This is a genomic window from Methyloversatilis sp. MC4-4 (assembly GCF_049843555.1).
GTDB classification, from domain to species: Bacteria; Pseudomonadota; Gammaproteobacteria; order Burkholderiales; family Rhodocyclaceae; genus Methyloversatilis; species Methyloversatilis discipulorum_B.
In genome coordinates, this window is record NZ_JBBHZK010000002.1 from 1,274,952 (window position 1) to 1,295,120 (window position 20,169).

Here is a 20,169-nt window from a genome sequence, read left to right on the forward strand (position 1 = left end):
ACCGTGAGGGAAAGGCGGGATTTTACCGGCTCAGCCTCTTTTGCGCTGCACCGCGGCAACGATGATGACGGCAAGCGCCAGCAGCAGCACCGGCACATTGCCCCAGCGCATGAAGGGGGTGAGACCCTGATAGCCCTGCAGCTCGACGCGCAGGGCCGCGCGGGTGAAGGCCGGCAGTGCCGCAACGACGCGACCGTCCGGCTGTATCGCGGCGGTCATGCCGGTGTTGGTCGCGCGCAGCATCGGGCGCCCGAGCTCGAGCGCACGGATCTGCGCAATCTGCAGATGCTGAGGCTGTGCCAACGAATCGCCGAACCAGGCGGTGTTCGACACATTGACCAGCAGCGTGGCCTCGCGCGCGGCATCGATCAGCTCCTCGCCGAACACGTCTTCGTAGCAGATGTTCACCGCCACCTTCTCGCCGGCCAGCGCCAGCGGCGGCTGTACTTTCGCGCCACGGCCGAAGTCGGACATCGGAATGGACAGCACTTGCAGCGTCCATGCGAACAGCGGCGGCGTGAACTCGCCGAAGGGCACCAGGTGCGACTTGCTGTAACGCGCATCGTCGTGGCCGAGCGCCACCGCGCTGTTGAAATAGCGCGCGCGCCCATCGACCTCGCCCAGCGTGACCGCACCCATCAGCACGTCGCGCCCGGTGGCGCGCACGGCCGCCAGCCAGGCCGGATCGATTTCGGCGTAAGGCAAGGGAATGGCCGTTTCCGGCAGCACCACCAGATCGGCCGGCCAGGCGCGCGCGAGGTCGAGGTAGGTCTGCATCGAATCGGGCAGGCGCTCGGGCACCCACTTCATGCTCTGTTCGATATTCCCCTGCAGCAGGCTGACCGTCAGCGGGCGTCCGGTCGGTTCGGTCCAGCGCACGCTGCCGAGCAGGGCGCCGAACGCCAGCAGCGCAGCCAGCGACAGCAGCACCGGACGCAGCGCGATGCGCCGCAGCACGAACAGCGCGAGCACACCGGCCATCAGCGCGGCGACGAAACCGGCGCCGTGCACGCCGAACAGCGGCACGTAGCCGGCGAGCGGGCTCGGCGTCGCGTGCGCATAGCCGCTGGCCAGCCACGGGAAGCCGGTGAACAGCGTGCCACGCAACCACTCCGAGGACACCCACAGCGCGGCGAACAGCCACGGCGTCAGCGCCACCGACGGTCGCAGCGTGCGCATGGCGGCACAGACGGCAGCGGGGAACAGCGAGAGATAGGCGCAGAACAGCACGGTGGCCAGCAGCGAAAGCGGCAAGGGCATGCCGCCAAACTGGCTCAGACTGACATTGACCCAGGACACGCCGGCGAGGAACCAGCCCATGCCGAAGGCAAAACCGGTCATCGCGGCGCTGCGCGGCGACACCGTATCGACCAGCCACAGCAGCGTGGCCAACGCGACGACCGGCAGCGCGAACACGCCGAAGGGCGCGAAGCCGCCGACCGCCAGCGCACCGGCCGCAGCAGCAGCGGCCAGTCGGACGACCGGCTTCATTCGACGGCGGACGGTACGGCCGGAGGCGCGATGCGATCGACCATCAGCGTGTGCACGCGGCGACTGTCGGCGCGCAGCACGGTGAAGCGCAGCGCGTCGATCTGCACCACCTCGCCCCGCTTGGGCAGACGACCGATCTGGTGGATGACCAGCCCGCCCACGGTGTCGTAGGCGTCGTCGTCGAAGGTGGTGCCGAACACCTCGTTGAAGTCCTCGATCTCGGTGCCGGCCTTGACCCGGTAACGACCGGTCTGGTCGACCCGGATGTTGTCGGCCGACTCGTCGAAGTCGTACTCGTCCTCGATGTCGCCGACGATCTGCTCCAGCACGTCCTCGATGGTGACGAGGCCGGCTACGCCGCCGTATTCGTCGACCACGATGGCCATGTGGTTGCGGCTGGCACGGAACTCGCGCAGCAGCACGTTCAGACGCTTCGATTCGGGGATGAATACCGCCGGGCGCAGCATGTCGCGCAGGCTGTCGTCGTCACCCGACATGAGGCGCAGCAGATCCTTGGCGAGCAGGATGCCGATCACATCGTCGCGGTTCTCGCCGATCACCGGGAAACGCGAATGCGCGGTGCGCAGCGCGGTCTGCACGATCTTGTCGAGCGGATCGTCGATGTCGATCACGTCCATCTGCGCGCGCGGAATCATCACTTCGCGCACCGGCATGTCCGACACCTGGAGCGCGCCCTCGATGATCGAGAGGGCGTCGGCGTCCAGCAGATTGCGTTCGAAGGCGGAGTGCAGCAGCACCAGCAGTTGTTCTCTGTCTTCCGGCTCGCGCATCAGCAGATGCGACAGCCGCTCGAGAAAACCGGGGCGCTGCGAAGGTGAGGAACTACTGTCCATGCGGGACGCGGGAAACGAACACGCCGGCAGTGTAACCCGGCCAGCGTGTCGGTTTCGAGTCAGGCATCCGGAATCTCCCGGGTGTCACGGCCTTACTGGACGCGCAGCTCGACCCGCCGCGCCTCTTCCGGCGGGCCGTCGGCAGCGGTGACTTCCGGCTTGCGCAGCTTGATGCCGGCTTCGGCGACGCCTGCCGCGACCAGCGCGTCACGCACTGCCAGGGCCCGCGCCTTGGCCAGTTCGGCGTTCTGGGCGGCATCCCCCGACGGGTCGTGGAAGCCGGACAGCAGCACGATGGCGTCCGGCGTCGCGCTCAGCGCAGCCTGCGCCCGCGCCACGGCATCGGCCAGATCGGCGCCGGGTTCGGCACTGCCGACAGCGAAATAGATGCGCGCCAGCGCCTCGCCCACCGGCTCGGGCACCTCGATCACCTCCACCACCTCGACCACTGCGGCATCCGTAGCCGGCTTGCCGGCCAGCGATACGGCAAAGCCCACCACCGCCGCGACGACCGCGATCACGATGATGGCCACCACCCTCAAACCGACATTGCTGTCGTCGTCCTGATCCGACATTTCAAACCTCCGTTGATTGAATCGAGTAGTCGTCCGAATACGGATCGGCCACGCCAAGTCCTTGCAGGATGACGCGCTCCTCCGCTTCCATCGCGTCGGCATCGTCGTCCGACGTTTCGTGATCCCAGCCCTGCAGATGCAGCGTGCCGTGCACGATCAGGTGGGCCGCGTGGTCGGCAAAGGCCTTGCCCTGCTCCACCGCCTCGCGCGCCAGCACGGGCTGGCACACCACCAGGTCGCCGGCAAGATGCGCCCCCTGTTCGTACGGAAACGACAGCACATTGGTCGCGTAGTCGCGGCCACGGTATTCGAGATTGAGCGCCTGCCCTTCTTCCGCATCGACGAAGCGCACCGTGAGGTCGGCGCGCGCGACCACGTCCGGGTCGAGCGCGGCGCGCACCCAGCGCTTCACGTCCTCGCGCGGCGGACATCGGTCGCGCGCGCAGGCGTACTGCACCGACAGATTCAGCCGCATCAGCCGCGCGGGCCCTTGCGCATCGCGTCCTCGGCTTCGCGCTGCGCCTCGAAACGTTCGTAGGCCGACACGATGCGCGCCACCAGCGGGTGACGCACCACGTCTTCGGCGAGGAAATCGGTCATCGCGATGCCGCGCACGTCGGCAAGTATTTTCCGTGCCTCGGCCAGACCGCTCTTGTGGCCGCGCGGCAGGTCGACCTGGGTCAGGTCGCCGGTGATGACGGCCTTCGAGCCGATGCCCATGCGGGTCAGGAACATCTTCATCTGTTCCGGCGTCGTGTTCTGCGCCTCGTCGAGGATGATGAAGGCGTTGTTCAGCGTGCGTCCGCGCATGTAGGCCAGCGGCGCGATCTCGATCACCTGCCGCTCGAAGGCGCGGGCGACGCGCTCGAAACCCATCAGGTCGTACAAGGCGTCGTACAGCGGGCGCAGGTAGGGATCGACCTTCTGCGCCAGGTCGCCCGGCAGGAAGCCCAGCCGCTCGCCAGCCTCGACCGCCGGCCGGGTCAGCACGATGCGCGCCACCGTCTCGCGCTCCAGCGCGTCGACGGCGCTGGCCACTGCCAGATAGGTCTTGCCGGTGCCCGCCGGGCCGATGCCGAAGGTGATGTCGTGTTCCTGGATCTGCCGCAGATACTGCGTCTGGCGCGGCGTGCGGCCGTGCAGATTGCTCTTGCGCGTCATCAGCACCGGCGCCGCCGGCTCCGCCGCGATGCGGTTCGACAGCTCGATCAGGCCGAGCTGTATCGCGTCTATGCTCAGGTGCTCGGTGGCCGCTGCATAGAAATGGCGCAGTGCAGCGGCCGCCCGCTGTGACTGCCCCGGCTCGCCGCTGACCCGGAAGCGCTCGCCACGGCGGGCGATCTCAACGTCGTAAGCCGTTTCGAGCTGGCGCAGATTCTCATCGAGTACACCGCAGAGGTTGGCCAGCCGCGCATTGTCGAGCGGCTCCAGCACCAGTTCGAGCGGCCGCGGCTTCAAGCGCTGACCGCCTCGCGGATGACCACTTCGCCGCGCAGGCTGTGCGGCAGCGCGCTGGTGATGCGCACGTCGATGAACTGGTTGATCAGCCGCGCCGGGCCGGGGAAATTGACGACGCGGTTGTTGTCGGTGCGACCCGCCAGTTCGGCGGCGTCCTTGCGCGCGTGCCCCTCGACGAGGATGCGCTGCACGCTGCCGACCATGCTCTGACTGACCGCCTGCGCCTGTTCGTCGATGCGCTTCTGCAGCCGCGCCAGCCGCGCCAGCTTGACGTCCTGCGGGGTGTCGTCGGCCAGATCGGCCGCCGGTGTGCCCGGGCGAGCGCTATAGATGAAGCTGAAGCTGCCGTCGAAGCCGACGTCGTCGATCAGCTTCATCGTCTTTTCGAAATCCTCCTCGGTCTCGCCGGGGAAGCCGACGATGAAATCCGAGGTCAGCGACAGGTCGGGCCGAGCCGCGCGCAGCTTGCGCACGACCGCCTTGTATTCGAGCGCGGTGTAGCCGCGCTTCATCGCTGCCAGCACGCGGTCGGAACCCGACTGCACCGGCAGGTGCAGTTGCGACACCAGCTTGGGCAGCTTCGCGTAGGCATCGAACAGGCGCTGCGTCATTTCGCGCGGGTGCGACGTGGTGTAGCGGATGCGCTCGATGCCCGGCACTTCATGCACGCATTCGAGCAGGAAGGCGAAGTCGCCAATGTCGTCCGAGCCGCGGCTGATCGGCGCACGCCAGGCATTGACGTTCTGACCGAGCAGCGTCACCTCCTTGATGCCCTGGCCAACCAGCGTGGCGATCTCGGTCAGGATGTCGTCCAGCGGGCGCGACACCTCCTCGCCACGCGTATAGGGCACGACGCAGAAGGTGCAGTACTTGGAACAGCCTTCCATGATGGACACGAAGGCGGTCGCGCCCTCGACCCGGGCGGGCGGCATGTGATCGAACTTCTCGATTTCCGGAAAGCTGATGTCGACCTGCGGCCGGCCGCTGGCGCGGCGCTTCGAAATGAGGTCGGGCAGGCGGTGTAGCGTCTGCGGGCCGAAGACGAGATCGACGTAGGGCGCGCGCTCGACGATGGCCGCGCCCTCCTGGCTGGCGACGCAACCGCCGACGCCGATGATCAGATTGGGATTGTCGCGCTTCAGGTGCTTCACCCGGCCGAGGTCGTGGAACACCTTCTCCTGCGCCTTCTCGCGCACCGAGCAGGTGTTGAACAGGATCACGTCGGCGTCTTCCGGACGGTCGGTCTTTTCCAGACCTTCGGCGTCGCCGAGCACATCGGCCATCTTGTCCGAGTCGTACTCGTTCATCTGGCAGCCGAAGGTCTTGATGTAAATCTTGCGGGTCATCGAAGGGGACGGGGAAATTACTGTTTGGGTGCCGGCAGGTCGATCTCTTCGGGCGACAACACCCAGACGCGATACAGGTCGCCGTTGTTGTCGAGCTTGTAACGGACCACCTGCTCGCTGCCTATCATCACCGGCAGCATGATGCGGTTGTCGGTCGAACGGATCTGGGCGCCGGGCGCCAACCTGAAGGAGTACTTGCCGACTTCGACCATGCCATCGACCGGCGGCTTCATCTTCGCCTTGATCGCATCCGGCGGAATCGCGCGCAGCTGCGCCGCAGCGAGCAGCGGCAGACAGAGCAGGACGGCACACAGGGCGGAAGGCAGGCGCATCGGAGCCGGGGCGAGGAAGCGGTCGGGAATTGACGGATTGTAGCGTGCGCTCGCCGCGAACCCAAACCAGCGCGAACGCACTGCAGGCGGGGCGCTCCGCTCGGCTTACATGTTGCAACGCAATGAACGGTCGCAGTTGTTAGCACTCAAACGCGGGGAGTGCTAATCTTGCTTCCCAAGGGAGGAATGAATCATGACCCATGCTCTGATGGTTCCGAATCTGTCGATGCCCGGTGCGCTGGGCAATATCGACAGCTATATCCAGGCAGCCAACCGCGTGCCCCTGCTCAGCGAAGAGCAGGAACAGTCACTTGCCCGCCGTTTCCGCGACGACGAAGACCTCGAAGCCGCCCGCGCGCTGGTCATGTCGCACCTGCGTCTGGTGGTGGCGATCGCCCGCGGCTATCTCGGCTACGGCCTGCCGCACGCCGATCTGATCCAGGAAGGCAATATCGGCCTGATGAAGGCGGTGAAGCGCTTCGACCCGGACCGCGGTGTGCGTCTGGTGTCGTTCGCGATCCACTGGATCAAGGCGGAAATCCACGAATACATCCTGCGCAACTGGCGCCTGGTCAAGGTCGCCACGACCAAGGCGCAGCGCAAGCTCTTCTTCAACCTGCGCAGCCTCAAGAGCAGCAGCAACACGCTGAACCCTGCCGAAGTGCGGGAAGTGGCGAAGACGCTGGGCGTGAAGCCGGAAGAAGTGGTCGAGATGGAAACCCGTCTGACCGGGCAGGACGTCGCGCTCGAAGGCAGCAGTGAGGACGACGATCGCGACAGCGCCCGTCTGGCGCCCATCCACTGGCTGGCCGACTCGGCCGCCGAGCCGCTGGAAGTGCTGGAGGCCGCGCAGAACGTGCGCCTGCAGGAAGACGGTCTGCATTCGGCCCTGGCCTCGCTCGACGACCGCAGCCGCACCATCGTGCAGCGGCGCTGGCTGGCGCAGGACGGCGAAGCCGCCACCCTGCACGAACTGGCCGCCGAGTACGGCGTGTCGGCCGAACGCATCCGCCAGATCGAAGCCAAGGCGATGCAGAAGATGAAGGCGTCGATGCAGAAGATGCTGGGCATGGCCGCCTGATCTTCGTTTGCCCCAACAAAAAAGCGGCCCTCGGGTCGCTTTTTTGTTGGCGTCAGCGCCCAGGATCAACCCTGAGCCAGCAGTGCCTTCAGGTCGTTGGCGATCTTCTGCGGCGTTTCGCCGTGGCGGATGAACAGCCGCAGGCGCCCCTGCGTGTCATGCACATAGGTGCCGGCCGAGTGATCCAGCGTGTAGCTGTCCGGCGTGCTGCCCGGCACCTTCTGGTAGAAAATCTTGTATTCCTTCGCGACCGCAGCGGTGGCCGCCGCGTCGCCGCGCAGGCCGACGAAGGACGCATCGAACTTAGGCACGTAGGCGGCCAGCAGTTCGGTGGAATCGCGCTCCGGGTCCAGCGTGACGAAAAGCACCTGCACCCTGGCAGCGTCCGGCCCGAGCAGCGCCAGCGCCTGTTTCATCGTCGCCAGACTGGTCGGGCAGACGTCCGGGCAGTGCGTGAAGCCAAAGAACAGCGTGACCGCCTTGCCCTTGTAGTCGGCCAGCGTGCGTGCCGCACCGGTGTGGTCGGTCAGCGCAAAGCCCTTGCCGTAGTCGGCGCCGGTGATATCCACGCTGTGGAAGGTCGGCCCGGACGGCGCACAGCCCGCCAGCCCTGCCGACAGCAGGGCGGCGAGGAAAAGACGGCGCTTCATAGCGGAATGTAGTGGTCGACCAGCAGGGCCGCGAACAGCAGCGACAGGTGCCACAGCGAGAAACGGAAAGTCTTCTTCGCCAGTTCGTCCGAGTAATTGCGCATCAGGCGCCAGGCGTAGACGATGAACATGCCGGACAACACCACCGCAGACACGAGGTAGATCCAGCCGCTCATGCGCGAGGCGAACGGCAGCATGGTCACCGCGAACAGGATGAGGGTGTACAGGAACACCTGCAGCCGCGTGTACTCGGCACCGTGCGTCACCGGCAACATCGGCAGACCCGCCTTGGCGTACTCCTGCGTGCGGTACAGCGCCAGCGCCCAGAAATGCGGCGGCGTCCAGGCGAAGATGATCAGGAACAGCAGCAGTGCGTCGGCCGACACCTCGCCGGTCACCGCGGCCCAGCCCAGCACCGGCGGCATCGCACCGGAGGCGCCGCCGATCACGATGTTCTGCGGCGTGGCCGGCTTCAGGAACACCGTGTAGATGATGGCGTACCCGATGAAGGTGCCCAGCGTCAGCCACATGGTGAGCGGATTCACCCAGTGGTAGAGCATGGACAGGCCGGCGCCGCCGACCACGCCGGAGAATGCCAGCGTTTCCAGCGAATTCACCTCGCCACGCGGCAGCGGGCGGGCGCGGGTACGCGCCATCACGGCGTCGATCTTCTGCTCGACCAGGCAGTTCACCGCAGCGGCTGCACCGGCGACCAGGGCGATACCGACGGTCGCCGCCGCAACGATGCCGAAATCCGGCAGACCGACCGGCACCGCCAGGAACATGCCGATGACCGCACAGAACACGATCAGCGACACGACGCGCGGCTTGGTCAGCTGCAGATAATTCGCGAGCCTCAGCGAGAAGGGCTGGATATCAAGCCGCAGGGCTTTCATTTAGGACTCCGGAAACGCGTTGCTGCGCCGTGGCGCGGACGCGGTAGTTTATCAGCACCATGAGGATCACCAATGCTGCAGCGCCACCGTTGTGCGCAGCGGCCAGCGGCAGCGGCAGGCTGAACCACACGTTGGCCAGGCCCAGCATGATCTGCAGCGCGAGCACACCCAGCAGCGCCGTGCCGAGCGGACGGTGGCCGGCAGCGCGCAGCGCGAAGCCCAGCGCACCGATCACCAGTGCAGCAACGATGGCACCGACGCGATGCATCCAGTGAATGGCGGTCAGCGCATCCATCGTCAGCGTTTCGCCGTCGGCGCTCTGCCCCAGCTCGCGCACGATGTGGAAACCGTTGCGGATATCCATCTGCGGCACCCACTCGCCGTGGCAGGTCGGCAGGTCGGTACAGGCGAGCGCCGCGTAATTGGTGCTGACCCAGCCGCCCAGCGATATCTGCATCGCCAGCACGACGAAGGCGGCGACCGCCAGCGCACGCGTCGCCGGCGACACGGTCGGTACCGCCGGCCCACGCGTGCGGGCGTACAGCCATACCAGCAGGGTGAGCACGGTCAGCCCGCCGATCAGGTGGCCGGTCACGATGGCCGGCTTGAGCAGCATGGTCACCGTCCACTTGCCGAACATCGCCTGCAGGAACAGCACGCCGACCAGCACCGTTGCCAGCACCGGCGAGGCACCGGCTTCACGCCGATGACGCCAGGCAAGTGCAGCGATCGCCAGGATGAACAGACCGACGATGCCCGCAAAGTAGCGGTGAATCATCTCCTTCCACGCCTTGGCGAAGGTGACCGGACCTTCGGGGTTCGCTTCCTGTGCCGCGGTGATGTGCTCGGACGCATGAATCACCGTGACGTGGCCGTAACAGCCCGGCCAGTCCGGACAGCCGAGGCCGGCGTCGGACAGTCTTACGTAGGCGCCGAGGACGATCAGCGCGAAAGTCATTGCAATCGTGGCAAGCAACAGCGTGCGGTAGGTTTTCATCAGCCCAGCCTCGAGTACTTCATCAAACGTTGGAAATCCTTGATCATCTTCTTCGGATCCGGGTCATCCGGGTAACGCATCATCACCTGCCCCAACGGGTCGACCAGATGAATGGCGCGCGGATGCGTCGCATCGCCGGCGAACGCGCCCAACGTGGCGCTGCCGGCCGCCTTGACCACGTGCATGCCTTCGATCGCGGTCAGCAGTTCCGCCTTGGGCTGCGTACCGTCGGTCACCAGCCAGACGCGCTCGATGCGCTCCTGGTGCTCGCCCTGCGCCTTGCGCACCTGGCGGATGTAATAGAGCAGTTCCTCGCACTTCGCATCGCAGGCGCCGCCGTCGGCCAGCACCAGGGTCCAGCGCCCCTTGATGGACGCAAAGTCGAAAGGTTTGCCATCGACCGTGGTCAGCGCCTCGGCCGGCAGCGCGCGCGGCGACAGCAGCTGACCGTAGTTCACCGTGCTGTCGGGGCGCCACAGGAAATACATCGCGTAGGACGCGAGCAGCGGCAACACACATATCGCCGCGAGCACGATCAGGACCTTCTTGCCTTTCAAGACTTCTCTCCCTCTTTCTGCATGGCTGCGTAGAGCCCGAATACCAGCGTGACCAGCGCGAACGCGTACCACTGCGCGGCGTACATCCAGTGCTTCTCGACGCCGAACTCCGGCTTCACGTCGTCGCGCCTCAGGCCGTCCGCGGCATCACCGGTCTGCACGAGAATGAAGGGCGCGAGCTGCAGACCGGTCGTCTTTACCACGCGGTCGACGGTGACGTTCTGCCAGACGGCACCCTGCACCGAATCGCCCGACAGCTCGACGAAGCGCGGCTGCGCACGCGTGACGACACCCTCGATGCGTTGCAGCCCGGCCGGCGATACAACCGCCGGCAACACGTCTCGACGCCCGCCGTGCCGGACCCAGCCGCGCGCAACAAGCACACAGCGCTGCGCGGTCTGACACAGCGGCATGTGCACCAGGAAGCCGGCCTGTCCGTCGCGGACCTGATTGTCAGCGTAGATCAGCACTTCGCTGTGCCAGCGACCGGACACCGTCGCGCGCGCGAACTCGGGCGGCGCCTGATCACTCCACTGGTCCAGGTCGAGCGCCGGCTGCCGCTGCTGCGTCGCGTAAGCGTCTGCCAGCGACTGCTTGTAGTGTGCGCGGGCGGTCTGCCAGCGCGCCGCCGACAGCGTGACGCCGATCACCAGCAGGCAGGCCAGCGCAGGCCACAGGCGGATGCGAAAACGACGGCGGGCGAAATGGAACTGGAACATTGCTGTCGGACGCCCGGCAGGTACACTGACCACCCGGACTAAGGATTCTTCCTGATGCGTTATCTCGTGATATTCATGCTGCTGACCGTGATTGCCAGCCTCGGTTCAGCGCTGTTCTTCCTGTTTCGCGACAGCGGCAACTCGAGCCGCATGCTGCGCTCGCTGGCCATCCGCGTCGGCCTGTCGATGGCGCTGTTCATCTTCCTGATGCTCGGCTACCGCTTCGGATTCATCACCGGCAAGCTCTGACCACCGGCGGCGCCTCGCCGCCGAAAGCCACCCGCCCCAACGCTCCCTACCCACGAAAAAAAGCGCCGCACGATGTGCGGCGCCGAGCGTTTATTTTATAAGGGCTCTTTTTGCTTACCGGCCCACTCTCCTCCTCGCAGATCCCGTCTTTACATCAAATCCAGTACACGACGACGAACAGCAGCAGCCAGACGACGTCGACAAAGTGCCAGTACCACGCGACCGCCTCGAAGCCGAAGTGGTTTTCCGGGCTGAAATGCCCAGCGAAGACGCGGCACAGTATCACGATAAGCATCGTTGCACCAACCGTCACGTGGAAGCCGTGGAAGCCGGTCAGCATGTAGAACACCGAACCGAACACGCCGGTGGTCATCTTGACGTTCAGGTCCGAGTAGGCGTGCATGTATTCGTAGGCCTGGAAGCCGAGGAACACGACGCCGAGCGCGATGGTCAGGAACAGGCCCAGCTTGAGCTGGCCGCGGTTGTTGTGCAGCAGGCCGTGGTGCGCCCAGGTCAGCGTGACGCCCGAGGTCAGCAGCAGCAGCGTGTTGATCGCCGGGATGCCCCAGGCGCCCATCGGCGTGAACGGACCGCCGTCGTAGCCCGGACCCGCGTTCGGCCACATTGCGGTGGCATCCGGCCACAGCAGCGCCTGATGTTCGAGGCTGGCCAGATCGGGCACGGCGAGCACGCGAGCGTAGAACAGCGCGCCGAAGAAGGCGGCGAAGAACATCACTTCAGAGAAGATGAACCAGCCCATCGCCCAGCGGAAGGAAACACCCACGCGCTTGCTGTACAGGCCGCCTTCGGATTCGTGCGCAACTTTGCCGAACCAGGAATACATCATGTAGAACAGGACCAGCACCCCCGCGCCGAGCACGAAGCCGCCGCCGGTGATCTTGTTCATCGTCAGCACAGAACCCAGTGCAAACAGGAACAGCGCGATCGAACCCGTGATCGGGTAGGTCGATGGCGCAGGTACGTAGTAGTAAGGGGCCTGTTGTGGCGTATGCGAGCTCATTTATGTTTTTCCTTCCCGGTTTCTCTCAAGCGATGCTTATCAGAATTCTTACACCCAAGATCACTGCAATCACGAACAGCGCTGCAGCCACAACGCCCGTGATGATAACTTGCAACGGCGTCAGCGATGACACCGCTGCGTCGTGATCGCCCTTGCGGCGTATGCCGACGAAGGCCGAAAGCACTGTCACCACACCCTTCACGAACCCGGCCATTTCAGCCTCCCGTGCGACCGTCCTGCGTCGTCGCTGCAGTCGCCCCCGGCACCTCGAAGAAGGTGTAGGAGAGCGTGATCGTGTTGATGTCCTTCGGCAGATCCGGCGACACGAGGAAGGCGATCGGCATGCGTCGCGTTTCCCCGGCTGCCAGCGTCTGCTGCTTGAAACAGAAACAGTCGAGCTTCTGGAAGTACTGCATCGCCGCCGACGGCGTGTAACTCGGAATCGCCTGTCCCGTCACCGCGTTCTCGCGCGTGTTCGAAACTTCGTACTCCACCGTCACCACCTCACCCGGATGAACCACGAGTGAGCCGGTCACCGGTTTAAAATTCCACGGCAGCTTGTGCAGGTTCGCATCGAACTCGACCGTCACGTTACGCGAACGATCGACCTGGGTATTGAGCGGCAGCGTGTTGTCCTGCTTGTTCAGGTTGTTGACGTCGAGCACCTGGCACAGCTTTTCGTAGAACGGCACCAGCGCATAGCCGAAGCCGAACATCAGGAAAGCCGACACCACCAGGCGTATCAGCGTCGAACGGTTGCGGCGCTCGGAACCGGCCGCAACACGGGTTTGCTCGGTCATTGACCCGACATCCCGTAACGCACGACAAACAGCACGAACACCGCCACCGCGGTGGCCGCCAGCCACAACGCCGTGCGGACGTTGCGGCGGCGGAGTGCCTCATCCATCTCGGTCACGCCAATACTCACTTGAAGACTGGCGGGGTTTCGAAGGTGTGGTGCGGCGCCGGCGACGGCACCGTCCATTCGAGACCTTCAGCACCGTCCCAGGGCTTGGCCGAAGCCTTCTCGCCACCCTTCATGCACTTCAGCACGACAACCAGGAACACGAGCTGCGACAGACCGAAACCGAAGGCACCGATCGACGAGATCATGTTGAACTCGGCGAACTGCAGCGAGTAGTCCGGGATACGACGCGGCATGCCGGCCAGACCCAGGAAGTGCTGCACGAAGAAGGTCATATTGAAGAAGATCAGCGACAGCCAGAAGTGCAGCTTGCCCAGCTTCTCGTCATACATGTGACCGGTCCACTTCGGCAGCCAGTAGTAGGCGCCGGCGTAGGCCGAGAACAGTGCACCCGCCACCATCACGTAGTGGAAGTGGGCGACGACGTAGTAGCTGTCGTGCAGTTGCACGTCCACCGCCGTCATCGACAGCACCAGGCCGGAGAAACCGCCCAGCGTGAAGAGGAACAGGAAGCCGATCGAGAACAGCATCGGGGTTTCGAAGGTCAGCGAGCCGCGCCACATCGTGGCCACCCAGTTGAACACCTTCACGCCGGTCGGGATCGCGATCAGCATGGTGGCGAACATGAAGTACAGCTGGCCGGCCACCGGCATGCCCACCGTATACATATGGTGCGCCCACACGATGAAGGACAGGATGGCGATCGACGAGGTCGCGTACACCATCGAGGCGTAGCCGAACAGCGGCTTGCGCGAGAAGGCCGGAATCACCTGCGACACGACACCGAAGGCCGGGATCGCGATGATGTACACCTCGGGGTGACCGAAGAACCAGAAGATGTGCTGGTACAGGACCGGGTCACCACCACCGGCAGCATTGAAGAAGCTGGTGCCGAAATGACGGTCGGTCAGGATCATGGTGACCGCACCGGCCAGAACCGGCATCACGGCGATGACCAGGTAGGCGGTGATCAGCCAGGTCCAGCAGAACAGCGGCATCTTCATCAGCGTCATGCCCGGCGCGCGCATGTTCAGGATCGTGGTGACGATGTTGATCGAACCCATGATCGAGGAGATGCCGAGGATGTGGACCGCGAAGATCGCCATGTCCATGCCGATGCCCATCTGGATGGTCAGCGGCGGGTACAGCGTCCAGCCCGACGCGGCGGCACCGCCCGGAACCAGCAGCGAGGTCGTCAGCAGGATGGCGGCCGGCGGCAGCAGCCAGAACGACCAGTTGTTCATGCGCGCGAACGCCATGTCGGATGCGCCGATCATCAGCGGGATCATCCAGTTCGCGAAGCCGACGAAGGCCGGCATGATGGCGCCGAACACCATGATGAGACCGTGCAGCGTCGTCATCTGGTTGAAGCGGTCGGGATCGACCACCTGCAGGCCCGGCTGGAACAGCTCGGCACGGATCACCAGCGCCATGATGCCGCCGACGATGAACATTGCGAACGAGAACCACAGGTACATCGAGCCGATGTCCTTGTGATTGGTGGTGGTCACCCAGCGCATCAGTCCGCTGGGGTGGTGATCATGCGAATGATCGTGCGAGTGGTCGGCACCGCCCGGAATCGCAGCCATGTGTATCTCCTGGAAATCTAGAAAGTGACTGAACGTTCAGAGAGCCGCTTACTCTTCGCGGGCCATCTTGATGTCCGACGGTTGGATGACCTCGCCCGTCGCATTGCTCCAGCTGTTGCGCGTGTAGGTCAGCACGGCAGCCAGATCGGTATCGCTCAGGTGCTTGAACGCGGCCATCGCAGTACCCGACTTGCCGTTCATCACGAGATTGATCTGCGCGTCCTGCGAGCCAAGCACCACCTTCGAGCCGTCGAGCGCGGGGAAGGCCGGCGGCAGGCCCTGGCCATTGGCCTGGTGACAGGCGGCGCAGTTGGCGGCGAACACCTTGGCACCACGCGGGCTCAGTTCCTCGACGGTGTACATCTTGTTCGGGTCGTCAGCCGCAGCGGCGAGCTCGGCCTTCTTCTTGTCGACCCATGCCGCGTATTCGTCTTCGGTCACCACCTTGACGACGATGGGCATGTAGCCGTGGTCCTTGCCGCACAGTTCGGCGCACTGACCGCGGAACGTACCGGTCTTCTCGGCACGGAACCAGGTATCGCGGATGAAGCCGGGAATCGCGTCCTGCTTGACCGCCAGCGCCGGCACCCACCATGCGTGGATGACGTCGTTCGCCGTCGTCAGGATGCGCACCTTCTTGCCGACCGGCACGACCAGCTCGTTGTCGACTTCGAGCAGGTAATCGGTGCCCTTAGCCGCCTCGTTGCGGATCTGCGGCTGCGGCGTCGACAGGTTGCTGGTGAAGCTGATGCCTTCGCCGTCGCCCTTCAGGTAGTCATAGCCCCACTTCCACTGGTAGCCGGTGGCCTTGATCGTGATGTCGGGGTTGCTGGTGTCGCGCATCGCGAGGATGGTCTTCGTGGCAGGCCAGGCCATGCCGAGCAGGATGAAGACCGGAACGATGGTCCACAGGATTTCTACCGTGGTGCTTTCGTGGAAGGTTGCGGCCTTGTGACCGGCGGACTTGCGGTGCACGAATACCGACCAGAACATCACGCCGAAGACGGCCACGAAAATGACGCCACAGACAATGGTCATCAGCAGGTGGAGGTCATACACCTTCTGACCCAGTTCGGTGATCGGCTCCTGCAGATTGAGCTTCATTTCCGCCTGGGCAAGCCCAGCAAGCAGAAACAACCCCATCCCGGCCCACGCCCTGCGGGCGATGGACGAGCCACCTCTTGTTAGCGCCATATTGCAACCCCAGATATATGTTGTGATTGATTCTGAAACCGCGGTCTTAAAACCGTCTTTCCCGCAATCTAGCCGACAGCTCCCGCACCAGCAACTCGCGGCCGCCCTCGTCCAGATACCGCCCCACCACGACCTGCTGGTCGCGGCACCGCACGACTACCTCGGAACCCAGGCCGACCCTGCGCGTTTCGACCTTTGCCCATGCGGGCACAAACTCATGTCTGCAGACACGATCCCGTTCGCAGACCTCCACGACCAACCGGCTGTCGTCGAGATGGATGCGTTCGAAATCACCTACACGTCTGCCGAAAGCGATGAAGGCAATGCCCAGCGCCCCGATTTCGACGCCCGCGAACGGGAGTACCCACCAGACACCAGCCATGGCCCACGCCATCGCGATCAGTAGAGACAACACAGCCGTGACCAGGAAGAAGGCCAGAAGTGCGCGCGGCGACATCGAACAGTTGCGGCGCGCAACGATGCTGAACTCGTTGGATTGGCTGAGCACTGCGGACACTGAACTGCCCCGGAAGTGTTATCTCCCCCTGACACGGCTTCTGCAGGCCGCTTAACAGGCATAAGCTAGCACGGGTATTGATCCTTATCAATATTGCCCCGCACCAAGCGGGTGCCTTCAGACCCTGCCGGCAAGGCGATCAAGCAGGCGACGATGCACGCCGCCAAAGCCGCCGTTGCTCATCACCAGCACGTGGTCGCCAGCTTTCACGCCGCCGGCGAGCGCATCAAGCAGATCCTCCACCGACGACGCGACACGGGCCCGTTCGCCCAGCGGCGCCAGCGCCTCTGCCGCGTCCCAGCCCAGCGCAGGGCCGCCGAGGCAGTAGCACACATCCGCCTCTGCGAGCGCATCGGGCAGACGCGCCTTCATGACGCCGAGCTTCATCGTGTTGGAGCGCGGCTCGATCACCGCAACGATGCGCGCGTCGCCCACCACCGAACGCAGCGCGCGTATCGTTTCGTCGATGGCCGTCGGATGATGGGCGAAGTCGTCGTAGACGGTGACGCCACCGGCCTCGCCGACGCGCTCGAGCCGGCGCCGGATGCCGACGAATTCACCGAGCGACGCCAGCGCCTGCTCCGGTCGCACACCGGCATGCCGCGCCGCCAGCATGGCGGCCAGCGCATTGTTCGCGTTGTGCATGCCGGGCATCGCAAGACGCCCCGCCGCGCGTTCGCCCGCCGGCCCGACCACCGCCAGCGCCTCGCCGGTCGACTCGACGCGCCAGCCGGCGGCGTCGTTGAACCACTCGACCTCGCTCCATGCACCGCGCGCCAGCACACGCTTCAGCGACGCCTCGCCGCCATTGGCCACAATGCGGCCAAGACGCGGCATCGTGCGCACCAGATGATGGAACTGCGTCTCGATCGCCGCCAGATCAGGGAAGATGTCCGCGTGATCGAACTCCAGGTTGTTCAGGATCGCCGTCCGCGGGCGGTAGTGCACGAACTTCGAACGCTTGTCGCAGAAGGCGGTGTCGTACTCATCGGCCTCGATGACGAAGAAAGGGGCGTCACCGAGGCGTGCCGACACGCCGAAGTTCTGCGGCACGCCGCCGATCAGGAAGCCGGGTTTCAGGCCGGCCGTTTCCAGCATCCAGGCCAGCATCGAGGTAGTCGTCGTCTTGCCGTGCGTACCGGCCACCGCCAGCACCCAACGGCCAGCGAGCACGTTCTCCGCCAGCCACTGCGGTCCTGATACGTATGGCAGGCCGCGGTCGAGGATTTCCTCGAGCAGCGGGTTGCCGCGCGACACCGCGTTGCCCACCACGAACACATCGGGCGCCAGCGCTGTCTGAGCAGGATCGTAGCCCTCGATCAACTCGATGCCGAGCTGTTCGAGCTGCGTGCTCATCGGCGGATAGACGTTCGCGTCGCAGCCGGTGACGCGGTGACCCGCTTCGCGCGCCAGCGCGGCGATGCCGCCCATGAAGGTGCCGCAGATGCCGAGGATGTGAATGTGCATGGTGGGTCGATGTGACAGAATGGTCGCGGATTCTATCAACCCGCCCCTCCTTTCCCTGCAGCACCCGACATGCGCCCCAGCAACATCAGACGCCAGATCGCCAGTGCCGCGGCGCGACTGATCGCGGAAGAAGGCATCCGCGATTACGGCCTGGCCAAACGCAAGGCCGCTCGCCAGCTCGGCGTCGGTCCGAACGAGGAACTGCCCACCAATGCCGAGATCGAGGAGGCGGTGCGCGACTACCAGGCCATCTATTTCGCCGACGAGCAGCCCGAACAGTTGCGCACGCTGCGCAACGCCACGCTGGAGCTGATGGTCGAACTGGACCGCTTCAAGCCCTACGCCACCGGCGGCGTGGTCGACGGCACGGCCGGGCGCTTTACTGCGATCGAGCTGCAGGTGTTCGCCGACAGCGCCAAGGAAGTCGAGCTCTTCCTGCTCAACAACGGCGTCGACTTCGACTCGCGCGACCCTCGCCGCCCGGACCGCAACAGCCCGGAAACCACGCTGCTGTTCGACTGGGACGACCTGCCGGTTGAACTCGCGGTCTATCCGGCCGGTCTTGAACGCTCTCGCGGACGCGAGAGGCTGCGCGCGGAGTCGCTGCGCGCATTGCTGGACAAGGAAGAGGAAACGGAATGAATGCTTGGATGCGCCGCGGCCTGATCGCCGCGGTGGTCGTCGCGGCCGGCGTGGCCGGGGTGTGGTTCGGCCAGAGCCGGCAACCGCAGCTGACCGAGGCTGCGACGACCGATGCAGCGCGCCTCGAAGCGCTGAATCTGGCCGACGCGAACGGCCAGCCCATGCCCTTCTCCGCCTGGCGTGGAAAGCTGCAGGTGGTGAATTTCTGGGCCACCTGGTGCCCGCCCTGCCGCGAAGAAATGCCGGCCTTTTCCCGCCTGGCCGAGAAGTACCGCGATCGCGGCGTGCAGTTTGTCGGCATCAGCATCGATAACGCCGACAACGTGCGCCGTTACCTGCAGGAAGAGAAGATTGCCTATCCGCTGCTGATCGGCGGTTCGGACGCCATCCAGCTGTCGGCGGATCTGGGCAACGGGGCGCAGGCCATGCCCTTTACCGTCATCTTCTCGCCAGACGGAAAGATCGTCGAACGCAAGCTGGGTACCTACAAGGAAGAGGAGCTGGAGGCCATCCTGCTTGCCCGCTTGCGCTGAGCGCCCGAACCCGGCCCGGCTGGACAATCTGACGCGAATTCCGGCAAACTTGCCGCCATGCAGCCAACAACGCGCCGCAAGGCGACCAAACCTGCCACGCAGCCGGCGGCGCAGGATGCGACCCCCAATACCCGTCGCATCCTCGTGCTGCACGGGCCCAACCTGAATCTTCTGGGCACGCGGGAACCCGAAATCTACGGTCATCTGACGCTCGCCGACATCGACGCGAAGCTGAAGGTGAATGCGCTTGCTGCCGGCGTATCGCTCGAGTGTTTCCAGAGCAATCACGAAGGCGATCTGGTCGGCCGCATCCAGGCTGCCCGGAGCGAGAGCGTCGATTTCATCCTGATCAACCCGGCCGCCTACACGCACACCAGTGTGGCCATACGTGACGCGCTGGCTGCGGTCGCCATTCCGTTCGTCGAGGTGCACCTGTCCAACGTGCATGCGCGCGAAGCATTCCGGCACCACTCGTATCTGTCGGACATCGCCGTCGGCGTGGTGTGTGGTCTGGGCGCCTACGGTTACGAAGCCGCGCTCGAATTCGCGCTGCGGCGGCTCGACACCAGAAAATAAACACTCGCCGGCACAACGAAGGCCGGCTTACGCGGGGATACACCATGGATTTGCGCAAACTCAAGAAGCTGATCGACCTCGTCCAGGAATCGGGCATTTCCGAGCTGGAAGTGACCGAGGGCGAGGAAAAGGTGCGGATCGCCAAGCATCTGCCGGCACCGGCCGCCCAGGCCACCTATGTTGCTGCGCCGGCGCCGGTCGCCGCCGCCGCCGCGCCGGCCGCCGCCGCGCCCGCCGCACCGGCCGAAGCCGCACTGCCGGAAGGCCATGTCGTGAAGTCGCCGATGGTCGGCAGCTTCTACCGCTCCTCGTCGCCGGGCGGCAAAGCCTTCGTCGATGTCGGCCAGTCGGTGGCGATCGGCGAAACGCTGTGCATCATCGAGGCGATGAAGCTGATGAACGAAATCGAGTCCGACGCCGCCGGCGTCGTGAAGGCCATCCTGGTCGAGAACGGCCAGCCGGTCGAATACGGCCAGCCGCTGTTCATCATCGGCTGAGCG

Annotated in this window: 26 protein-coding genes; 6 read left to right on the forward strand and 20 right to left on the reverse strand. The window is 65.0% G+C overall.

Annotation, left to right across the window (positions count from 1 at the left end; translation table 11 throughout):
- Nucleotides 1–30: 30 nt before the first annotated feature.
- The 7 genes from lnt to WDZ97_RS12845 all read right to left on the reverse strand — a co-directional run bounded on the left by lnt (nucleotide 31) and on the right by WDZ97_RS12845 (nucleotide 6,056).
- Complete coding sequence (lnt, locus tag WDZ97_RS12815) at nucleotides 31–1,491, reverse strand: apolipoprotein N-acyltransferase (protein WP_425762974.1); 1,461 nt, start codon at nucleotides 1,489–1,491, stop codon at nucleotides 31–33.
- Entirely contained in the window at nucleotides 1,488–2,345 is an 858-nt protein-coding gene (locus WDZ97_RS12820; RefSeq protein ID WP_304005412.1) for an HlyC/CorC family transporter, read from the reverse strand. The genes lnt and WDZ97_RS12820 overlap by 4 nt, the downstream gene beginning before the upstream one ends.
- Before the next feature lie 92 nt (nucleotides 2,346–2,437).
- Complete coding sequence (locus WDZ97_RS12825; protein ID WP_341930866.1) at nucleotides 2,438–2,920, reverse strand: OmpA family protein; 483 nt, start codon at nucleotides 2,918–2,920, stop codon at nucleotides 2,438–2,440.
- Nucleotide 2,921: 1 nt separating this feature from the next.
- On the reverse strand, nucleotides 2,922–3,395 hold the full coding sequence (gene ybeY, locus WDZ97_RS12830) for an rRNA maturation RNase YbeY (RefSeq protein WP_425762975.1): 474 nt from the start codon (nucleotides 3,393–3,395) through the stop codon (nucleotides 2,922–2,924).
- Complete coding sequence (locus WDZ97_RS12835) at nucleotides 3,395–4,378, reverse strand: PhoH family protein (protein WP_296808578.1); 984 nt, start codon at nucleotides 4,376–4,378, stop codon at nucleotides 3,395–3,397. The genes ybeY and WDZ97_RS12835 overlap by 1 nt, the downstream gene beginning before the upstream one ends.
- The gene (gene miaB / locus WDZ97_RS12840; RefSeq protein ID WP_304005405.1) at nucleotides 4,375–5,724 is read right to left on the reverse strand and encodes a tRNA (N6-isopentenyl adenosine(37)-C2)-methylthiotransferase MiaB; all 1,350 of its coding nucleotides are present in this window, start codon (nucleotides 5,722–5,724) and stop codon (nucleotides 4,375–4,377) included. The genes WDZ97_RS12835 and miaB overlap by 4 nt, the downstream gene beginning before the upstream one ends.
- 17 nt (nucleotides 5,725–5,741) lie before the next feature.
- Nucleotides 5,742–6,056, reverse strand: coding sequence for a hypothetical protein (locus WDZ97_RS12845; RefSeq protein WP_304005402.1), 315 nt, complete (start codon nucleotides 6,054–6,056; stop codon nucleotides 5,742–5,744).
- 193 nt (nucleotides 6,057–6,249) lie between these two features.
- Here WDZ97_RS12845 and rpoH point away from each other — a divergent pair, with 193 nt between their 5' ends.
- Nucleotides 6,250–7,137, forward strand: a complete 888-nt coding sequence (gene rpoH / locus WDZ97_RS12850; RefSeq protein WP_020163277.1) for an RNA polymerase sigma factor RpoH — start codon at nucleotides 6,250–6,252, stop codon at nucleotides 7,135–7,137.
- 65 nt (nucleotides 7,138–7,202) lie between these two features.
- On the opposite strand, the gene WDZ97_RS12855 is transcribed toward rpoH, so the two are convergent.
- Genes WDZ97_RS12855 through WDZ97_RS12875 form a run of 5 tightly spaced genes read right to left on the reverse strand, consistent with a single transcriptional unit; the run spans nucleotide 7,203 to nucleotide 10,956 of the window.
- Nucleotides 7,203–7,787, reverse strand: a complete 585-nt coding sequence (locus tag WDZ97_RS12855) for an SCO family protein (RefSeq protein ID WP_425762976.1) — start codon at nucleotides 7,785–7,787, stop codon at nucleotides 7,203–7,205.
- Entirely contained in the window at nucleotides 7,784–8,683 is a 900-nt protein-coding gene (cyoE, locus tag WDZ97_RS12860) for a heme o synthase (protein ID WP_020163275.1), read from the reverse strand. The genes WDZ97_RS12855 and cyoE overlap by 4 nt, the downstream gene beginning before the upstream one ends.
- Entirely contained in the window at nucleotides 8,664–9,680 is a 1,017-nt protein-coding gene (locus tag WDZ97_RS12865) for a COX15/CtaA family protein (RefSeq protein ID WP_304005394.1), read from the reverse strand. The genes cyoE and WDZ97_RS12865 overlap by 20 nt, the downstream gene beginning before the upstream one ends.
- On the reverse strand, nucleotides 9,680–10,237 hold the full coding sequence (locus WDZ97_RS12870; protein WP_304005393.1) for a hypothetical protein: 558 nt from the start codon (nucleotides 10,235–10,237) through the stop codon (nucleotides 9,680–9,682). Before WDZ97_RS12870 ends, WDZ97_RS12865 begins: the two co-directional genes overlap by 1 nt.
- Nucleotides 10,234–10,956 carry an SURF1 family protein gene (locus WDZ97_RS12875; protein WP_425762977.1) on the reverse strand — a complete coding sequence of 241 codons (723 nt, stop codon included), beginning with the start codon at nucleotides 10,954–10,956 and terminating at the stop codon, nucleotides 10,234–10,236. The genes WDZ97_RS12870 and WDZ97_RS12875 overlap by 4 nt, the downstream gene beginning before the upstream one ends.
- Nucleotides 10,957–11,010: 54 nt before the next feature.
- On the opposite strand from WDZ97_RS12875, the gene WDZ97_RS12880 reads away from it, so the two are divergent.
- On the forward strand, nucleotides 11,011–11,205 hold the full coding sequence (locus WDZ97_RS12880) for a twin transmembrane helix small protein (protein ID WP_019915456.1): 195 nt from the start codon (nucleotides 11,011–11,013) through the stop codon (nucleotides 11,203–11,205).
- Nucleotides 11,206–11,359: 154 nt separating this feature from the next.
- On the opposite strand, the gene WDZ97_RS12885 is transcribed toward WDZ97_RS12880, so the two are convergent.
- The 8 genes from WDZ97_RS12885 to mpl form a co-directional block, all read right to left on the reverse strand.
- Nucleotides 11,360–12,226, reverse strand: a complete 867-nt coding sequence (locus tag WDZ97_RS12885; RefSeq protein ID WP_020163271.1) for a cytochrome c oxidase subunit 3 — start codon at nucleotides 12,224–12,226, stop codon at nucleotides 11,360–11,362.
- A gap of 25 nt (nucleotides 12,227–12,251) precedes the next feature.
- A complete protein-coding gene (locus tag WDZ97_RS12890; protein WP_019915458.1) occupies nucleotides 12,252–12,440 on the reverse strand; it encodes a DUF2970 domain-containing protein in 189 nt (62 codons plus the stop codon).
- A gap of 1 nt (nucleotide 12,441) precedes the next feature.
- Nucleotides 12,442–13,026, reverse strand: a complete 585-nt coding sequence (locus tag WDZ97_RS12895) for a cytochrome c oxidase assembly protein (RefSeq protein WP_304005386.1) — start codon at nucleotides 13,024–13,026, stop codon at nucleotides 12,442–12,444.
- A complete protein-coding gene (locus WDZ97_RS12900; RefSeq protein ID WP_304005564.1) occupies nucleotides 13,023–13,133 on the reverse strand; it encodes a cytochrome oxidase small assembly protein in 111 nt (36 codons plus the stop codon). Before WDZ97_RS12900 ends, WDZ97_RS12895 begins: the two co-directional genes overlap by 4 nt.
- Before the next feature lie 17 nt (nucleotides 13,134–13,150).
- Nucleotides 13,151–14,740, reverse strand: coding sequence for a cytochrome c oxidase subunit I (gene ctaD / locus WDZ97_RS12905; protein ID WP_020163268.1), 1,590 nt, complete (start codon nucleotides 14,738–14,740; stop codon nucleotides 13,151–13,153).
- Nucleotides 14,741–14,788: 48 nt separating this feature from the next.
- Nucleotides 14,789–15,844: a cytochrome c oxidase subunit II gene (coxB, locus tag WDZ97_RS12910; RefSeq protein WP_304003921.1), complete on the reverse strand. Its 1,056-nt coding sequence runs from the start codon at nucleotides 15,842–15,844 to the stop codon at nucleotides 14,789–14,791.
- 136 nt (nucleotides 15,845–15,980) lie between these two features.
- Nucleotides 15,981–16,451 (reverse strand): DUF2244 domain-containing protein, encoded by a 471-nt coding sequence (locus WDZ97_RS12915; RefSeq protein ID WP_232415947.1) that lies wholly within the window; start codon nucleotides 16,449–16,451, stop codon nucleotides 15,981–15,983.
- A gap of 117 nt (nucleotides 16,452–16,568) precedes the next feature.
- Nucleotides 16,569–17,918: a UDP-N-acetylmuramate:L-alanyl-gamma-D-glutamyl-meso-diaminopimelate ligase gene (mpl, locus tag WDZ97_RS12920; protein ID WP_425762978.1), complete on the reverse strand. Its 1,350-nt coding sequence runs from the start codon at nucleotides 17,916–17,918 to the stop codon at nucleotides 16,569–16,571.
- 69 nt (nucleotides 17,919–17,987) lie between these two features.
- Here mpl and WDZ97_RS12925 point away from each other — a divergent pair, with 69 nt between their 5' ends.
- Genes WDZ97_RS12925 through accB form a run of 4 tightly spaced genes read left to right on the forward strand, consistent with a single transcriptional unit; the run spans nucleotide 17,988 to nucleotide 20,166 of the window.
- Nucleotides 17,988–18,560 carry a hypothetical protein gene (locus tag WDZ97_RS12925; RefSeq protein WP_020163264.1) on the forward strand — a complete coding sequence of 191 codons (573 nt, stop codon included), beginning with the start codon at nucleotides 17,988–17,990 and terminating at the stop codon, nucleotides 18,558–18,560.
- Nucleotides 18,557–19,093, forward strand: a complete 537-nt coding sequence (locus WDZ97_RS12930; protein ID WP_425762979.1) for a TlpA family protein disulfide reductase — start codon at nucleotides 18,557–18,559, stop codon at nucleotides 19,091–19,093. The genes WDZ97_RS12925 and WDZ97_RS12930 overlap by 4 nt, the downstream gene beginning before the upstream one ends.
- A gap of 57 nt (nucleotides 19,094–19,150) precedes the next feature.
- Nucleotides 19,151–19,669 carry a type II 3-dehydroquinate dehydratase gene (gene aroQ / locus WDZ97_RS12935; protein ID WP_020163262.1) on the forward strand — a complete coding sequence of 173 codons (519 nt, stop codon included), beginning with the start codon at nucleotides 19,151–19,153 and terminating at the stop codon, nucleotides 19,667–19,669.
- A gap of 44 nt (nucleotides 19,670–19,713) precedes the next feature.
- Entirely contained in the window at nucleotides 19,714–20,166 is a 453-nt protein-coding gene (accB, locus tag WDZ97_RS12940) for an acetyl-CoA carboxylase biotin carboxyl carrier protein (RefSeq protein WP_019915468.1), read from the forward strand.
- Nucleotides 20,167–20,169 lie beyond the last annotated feature (3 nt).

Excerpts from the sequence above, each read along its gene's own strand:
- lnt (WP_425762974.1), bottom strand. The coding sequence starts at position 1,491 with ATGAAGCCGGTCGTCCGACTGGCCGCTGCTGCTGCGGCCGGTGCGCTG.
- WDZ97_RS12820 (WP_304005412.1), bottom strand. The coding sequence starts at position 2,345 with ATGGACAGTAGTTCCTCACCTTCGCAGCGCCCCGGTTTTCTCGAGCGG.
- WDZ97_RS12825 (WP_341930866.1), bottom strand. The coding sequence starts at position 2,920 with ATGTCGGATCAGGACGACGACAGCAATGTCGGTTTGAGGGTGGTGGCC.
- ybeY (WP_425762975.1), bottom strand. The coding sequence starts at position 3,395 with ATGCGGCTGAATCTGTCGGTGCAGTACGCCTGCGCGCGCGACCGATGT.
- miaB (WP_304005405.1), bottom strand. The coding sequence starts at position 5,724 with ATGACCCGCAAGATTTACATCAAGACCTTCGGCTGCCAGATGAACGAG.
- WDZ97_RS12845 (WP_304005402.1), bottom strand. The coding sequence starts at position 6,056 with ATGCGCCTGCCTTCCGCCCTGTGTGCCGTCCTGCTCTGTCTGCCGCTG.
- rpoH (WP_020163277.1), top strand. The coding sequence starts at position 6,250 with ATGACCCATGCTCTGATGGTTCCGAATCTGTCGATGCCCGGTGCGCTG.
- WDZ97_RS12855 (WP_425762976.1), bottom strand. The coding sequence starts at position 7,787 with ATGAAGCGCCGTCTTTTCCTCGCCGCCCTGCTGTCGGCAGGGCTGGCG.
- cyoE (WP_020163275.1), bottom strand. The coding sequence starts at position 8,683 with ATGAAAGCCCTGCGGCTTGATATCCAGCCCTTCTCGCTGAGGCTCGCG.
- WDZ97_RS12865 (WP_304005394.1), bottom strand. The coding sequence starts at position 9,680 with ATGAAAACCTACCGCACGCTGTTGCTTGCCACGATTGCAATGACTTTC.
- WDZ97_RS12875 (WP_425762977.1), bottom strand. The coding sequence starts at position 10,956 with ATGTTCCAGTTCCATTTCGCCCGCCGTCGTTTTCGCATCCGCCTGTGG.
- WDZ97_RS12880 (WP_019915456.1), top strand. The coding sequence starts at position 11,011 with ATGCGTTATCTCGTGATATTCATGCTGCTGACCGTGATTGCCAGCCTC.
- WDZ97_RS12885 (WP_020163271.1), bottom strand. The coding sequence starts at position 12,226 with ATGAGCTCGCATACGCCACAACAGGCCCCTTACTACTACGTACCTGCG.
- WDZ97_RS12890 (WP_019915458.1), bottom strand. The coding sequence starts at position 12,440 with ATGGCCGGGTTCGTGAAGGGTGTGGTGACAGTGCTTTCGGCCTTCGTC.
- WDZ97_RS12895 (WP_304005386.1), bottom strand. The coding sequence starts at position 13,026 with ATGACCGAGCAAACCCGTGTTGCGGCCGGTTCCGAGCGCCGCAACCGT.
- WDZ97_RS12900 (WP_304005564.1), bottom strand. The coding sequence starts at position 13,133 with ATGGATGAGGCACTCCGCCGCCGCAACGTCCGCACGGCGTTGTGGCTG.
- ctaD (WP_020163268.1), bottom strand. The coding sequence starts at position 14,740 with ATGGCTGCGATTCCGGGCGGTGCCGACCACTCGCACGATCATTCGCAT.
- coxB (WP_304003921.1), bottom strand. The coding sequence starts at position 15,844 with ATGAAGCTCAATCTGCAGGAGCCGATCACCGAACTGGGTCAGAAGGTG.
- mpl (WP_425762978.1), bottom strand. The coding sequence starts at position 17,918 with ATGCACATTCACATCCTCGGCATCTGCGGCACCTTCATGGGCGGCATC.
- WDZ97_RS12925 (WP_020163264.1), top strand. The coding sequence starts at position 17,988 with ATGCGCCCCAGCAACATCAGACGCCAGATCGCCAGTGCCGCGGCGCGA.
- WDZ97_RS12930 (WP_425762979.1), top strand. The coding sequence starts at position 18,557 with ATGAATGCTTGGATGCGCCGCGGCCTGATCGCCGCGGTGGTCGTCGCG.
- aroQ (WP_020163262.1), top strand. The coding sequence starts at position 19,151 with ATGCAGCCAACAACGCGCCGCAAGGCGACCAAACCTGCCACGCAGCCG.
- accB (WP_019915468.1), top strand. The coding sequence starts at position 19,714 with ATGGATTTGCGCAAACTCAAGAAGCTGATCGACCTCGTCCAGGAATCG.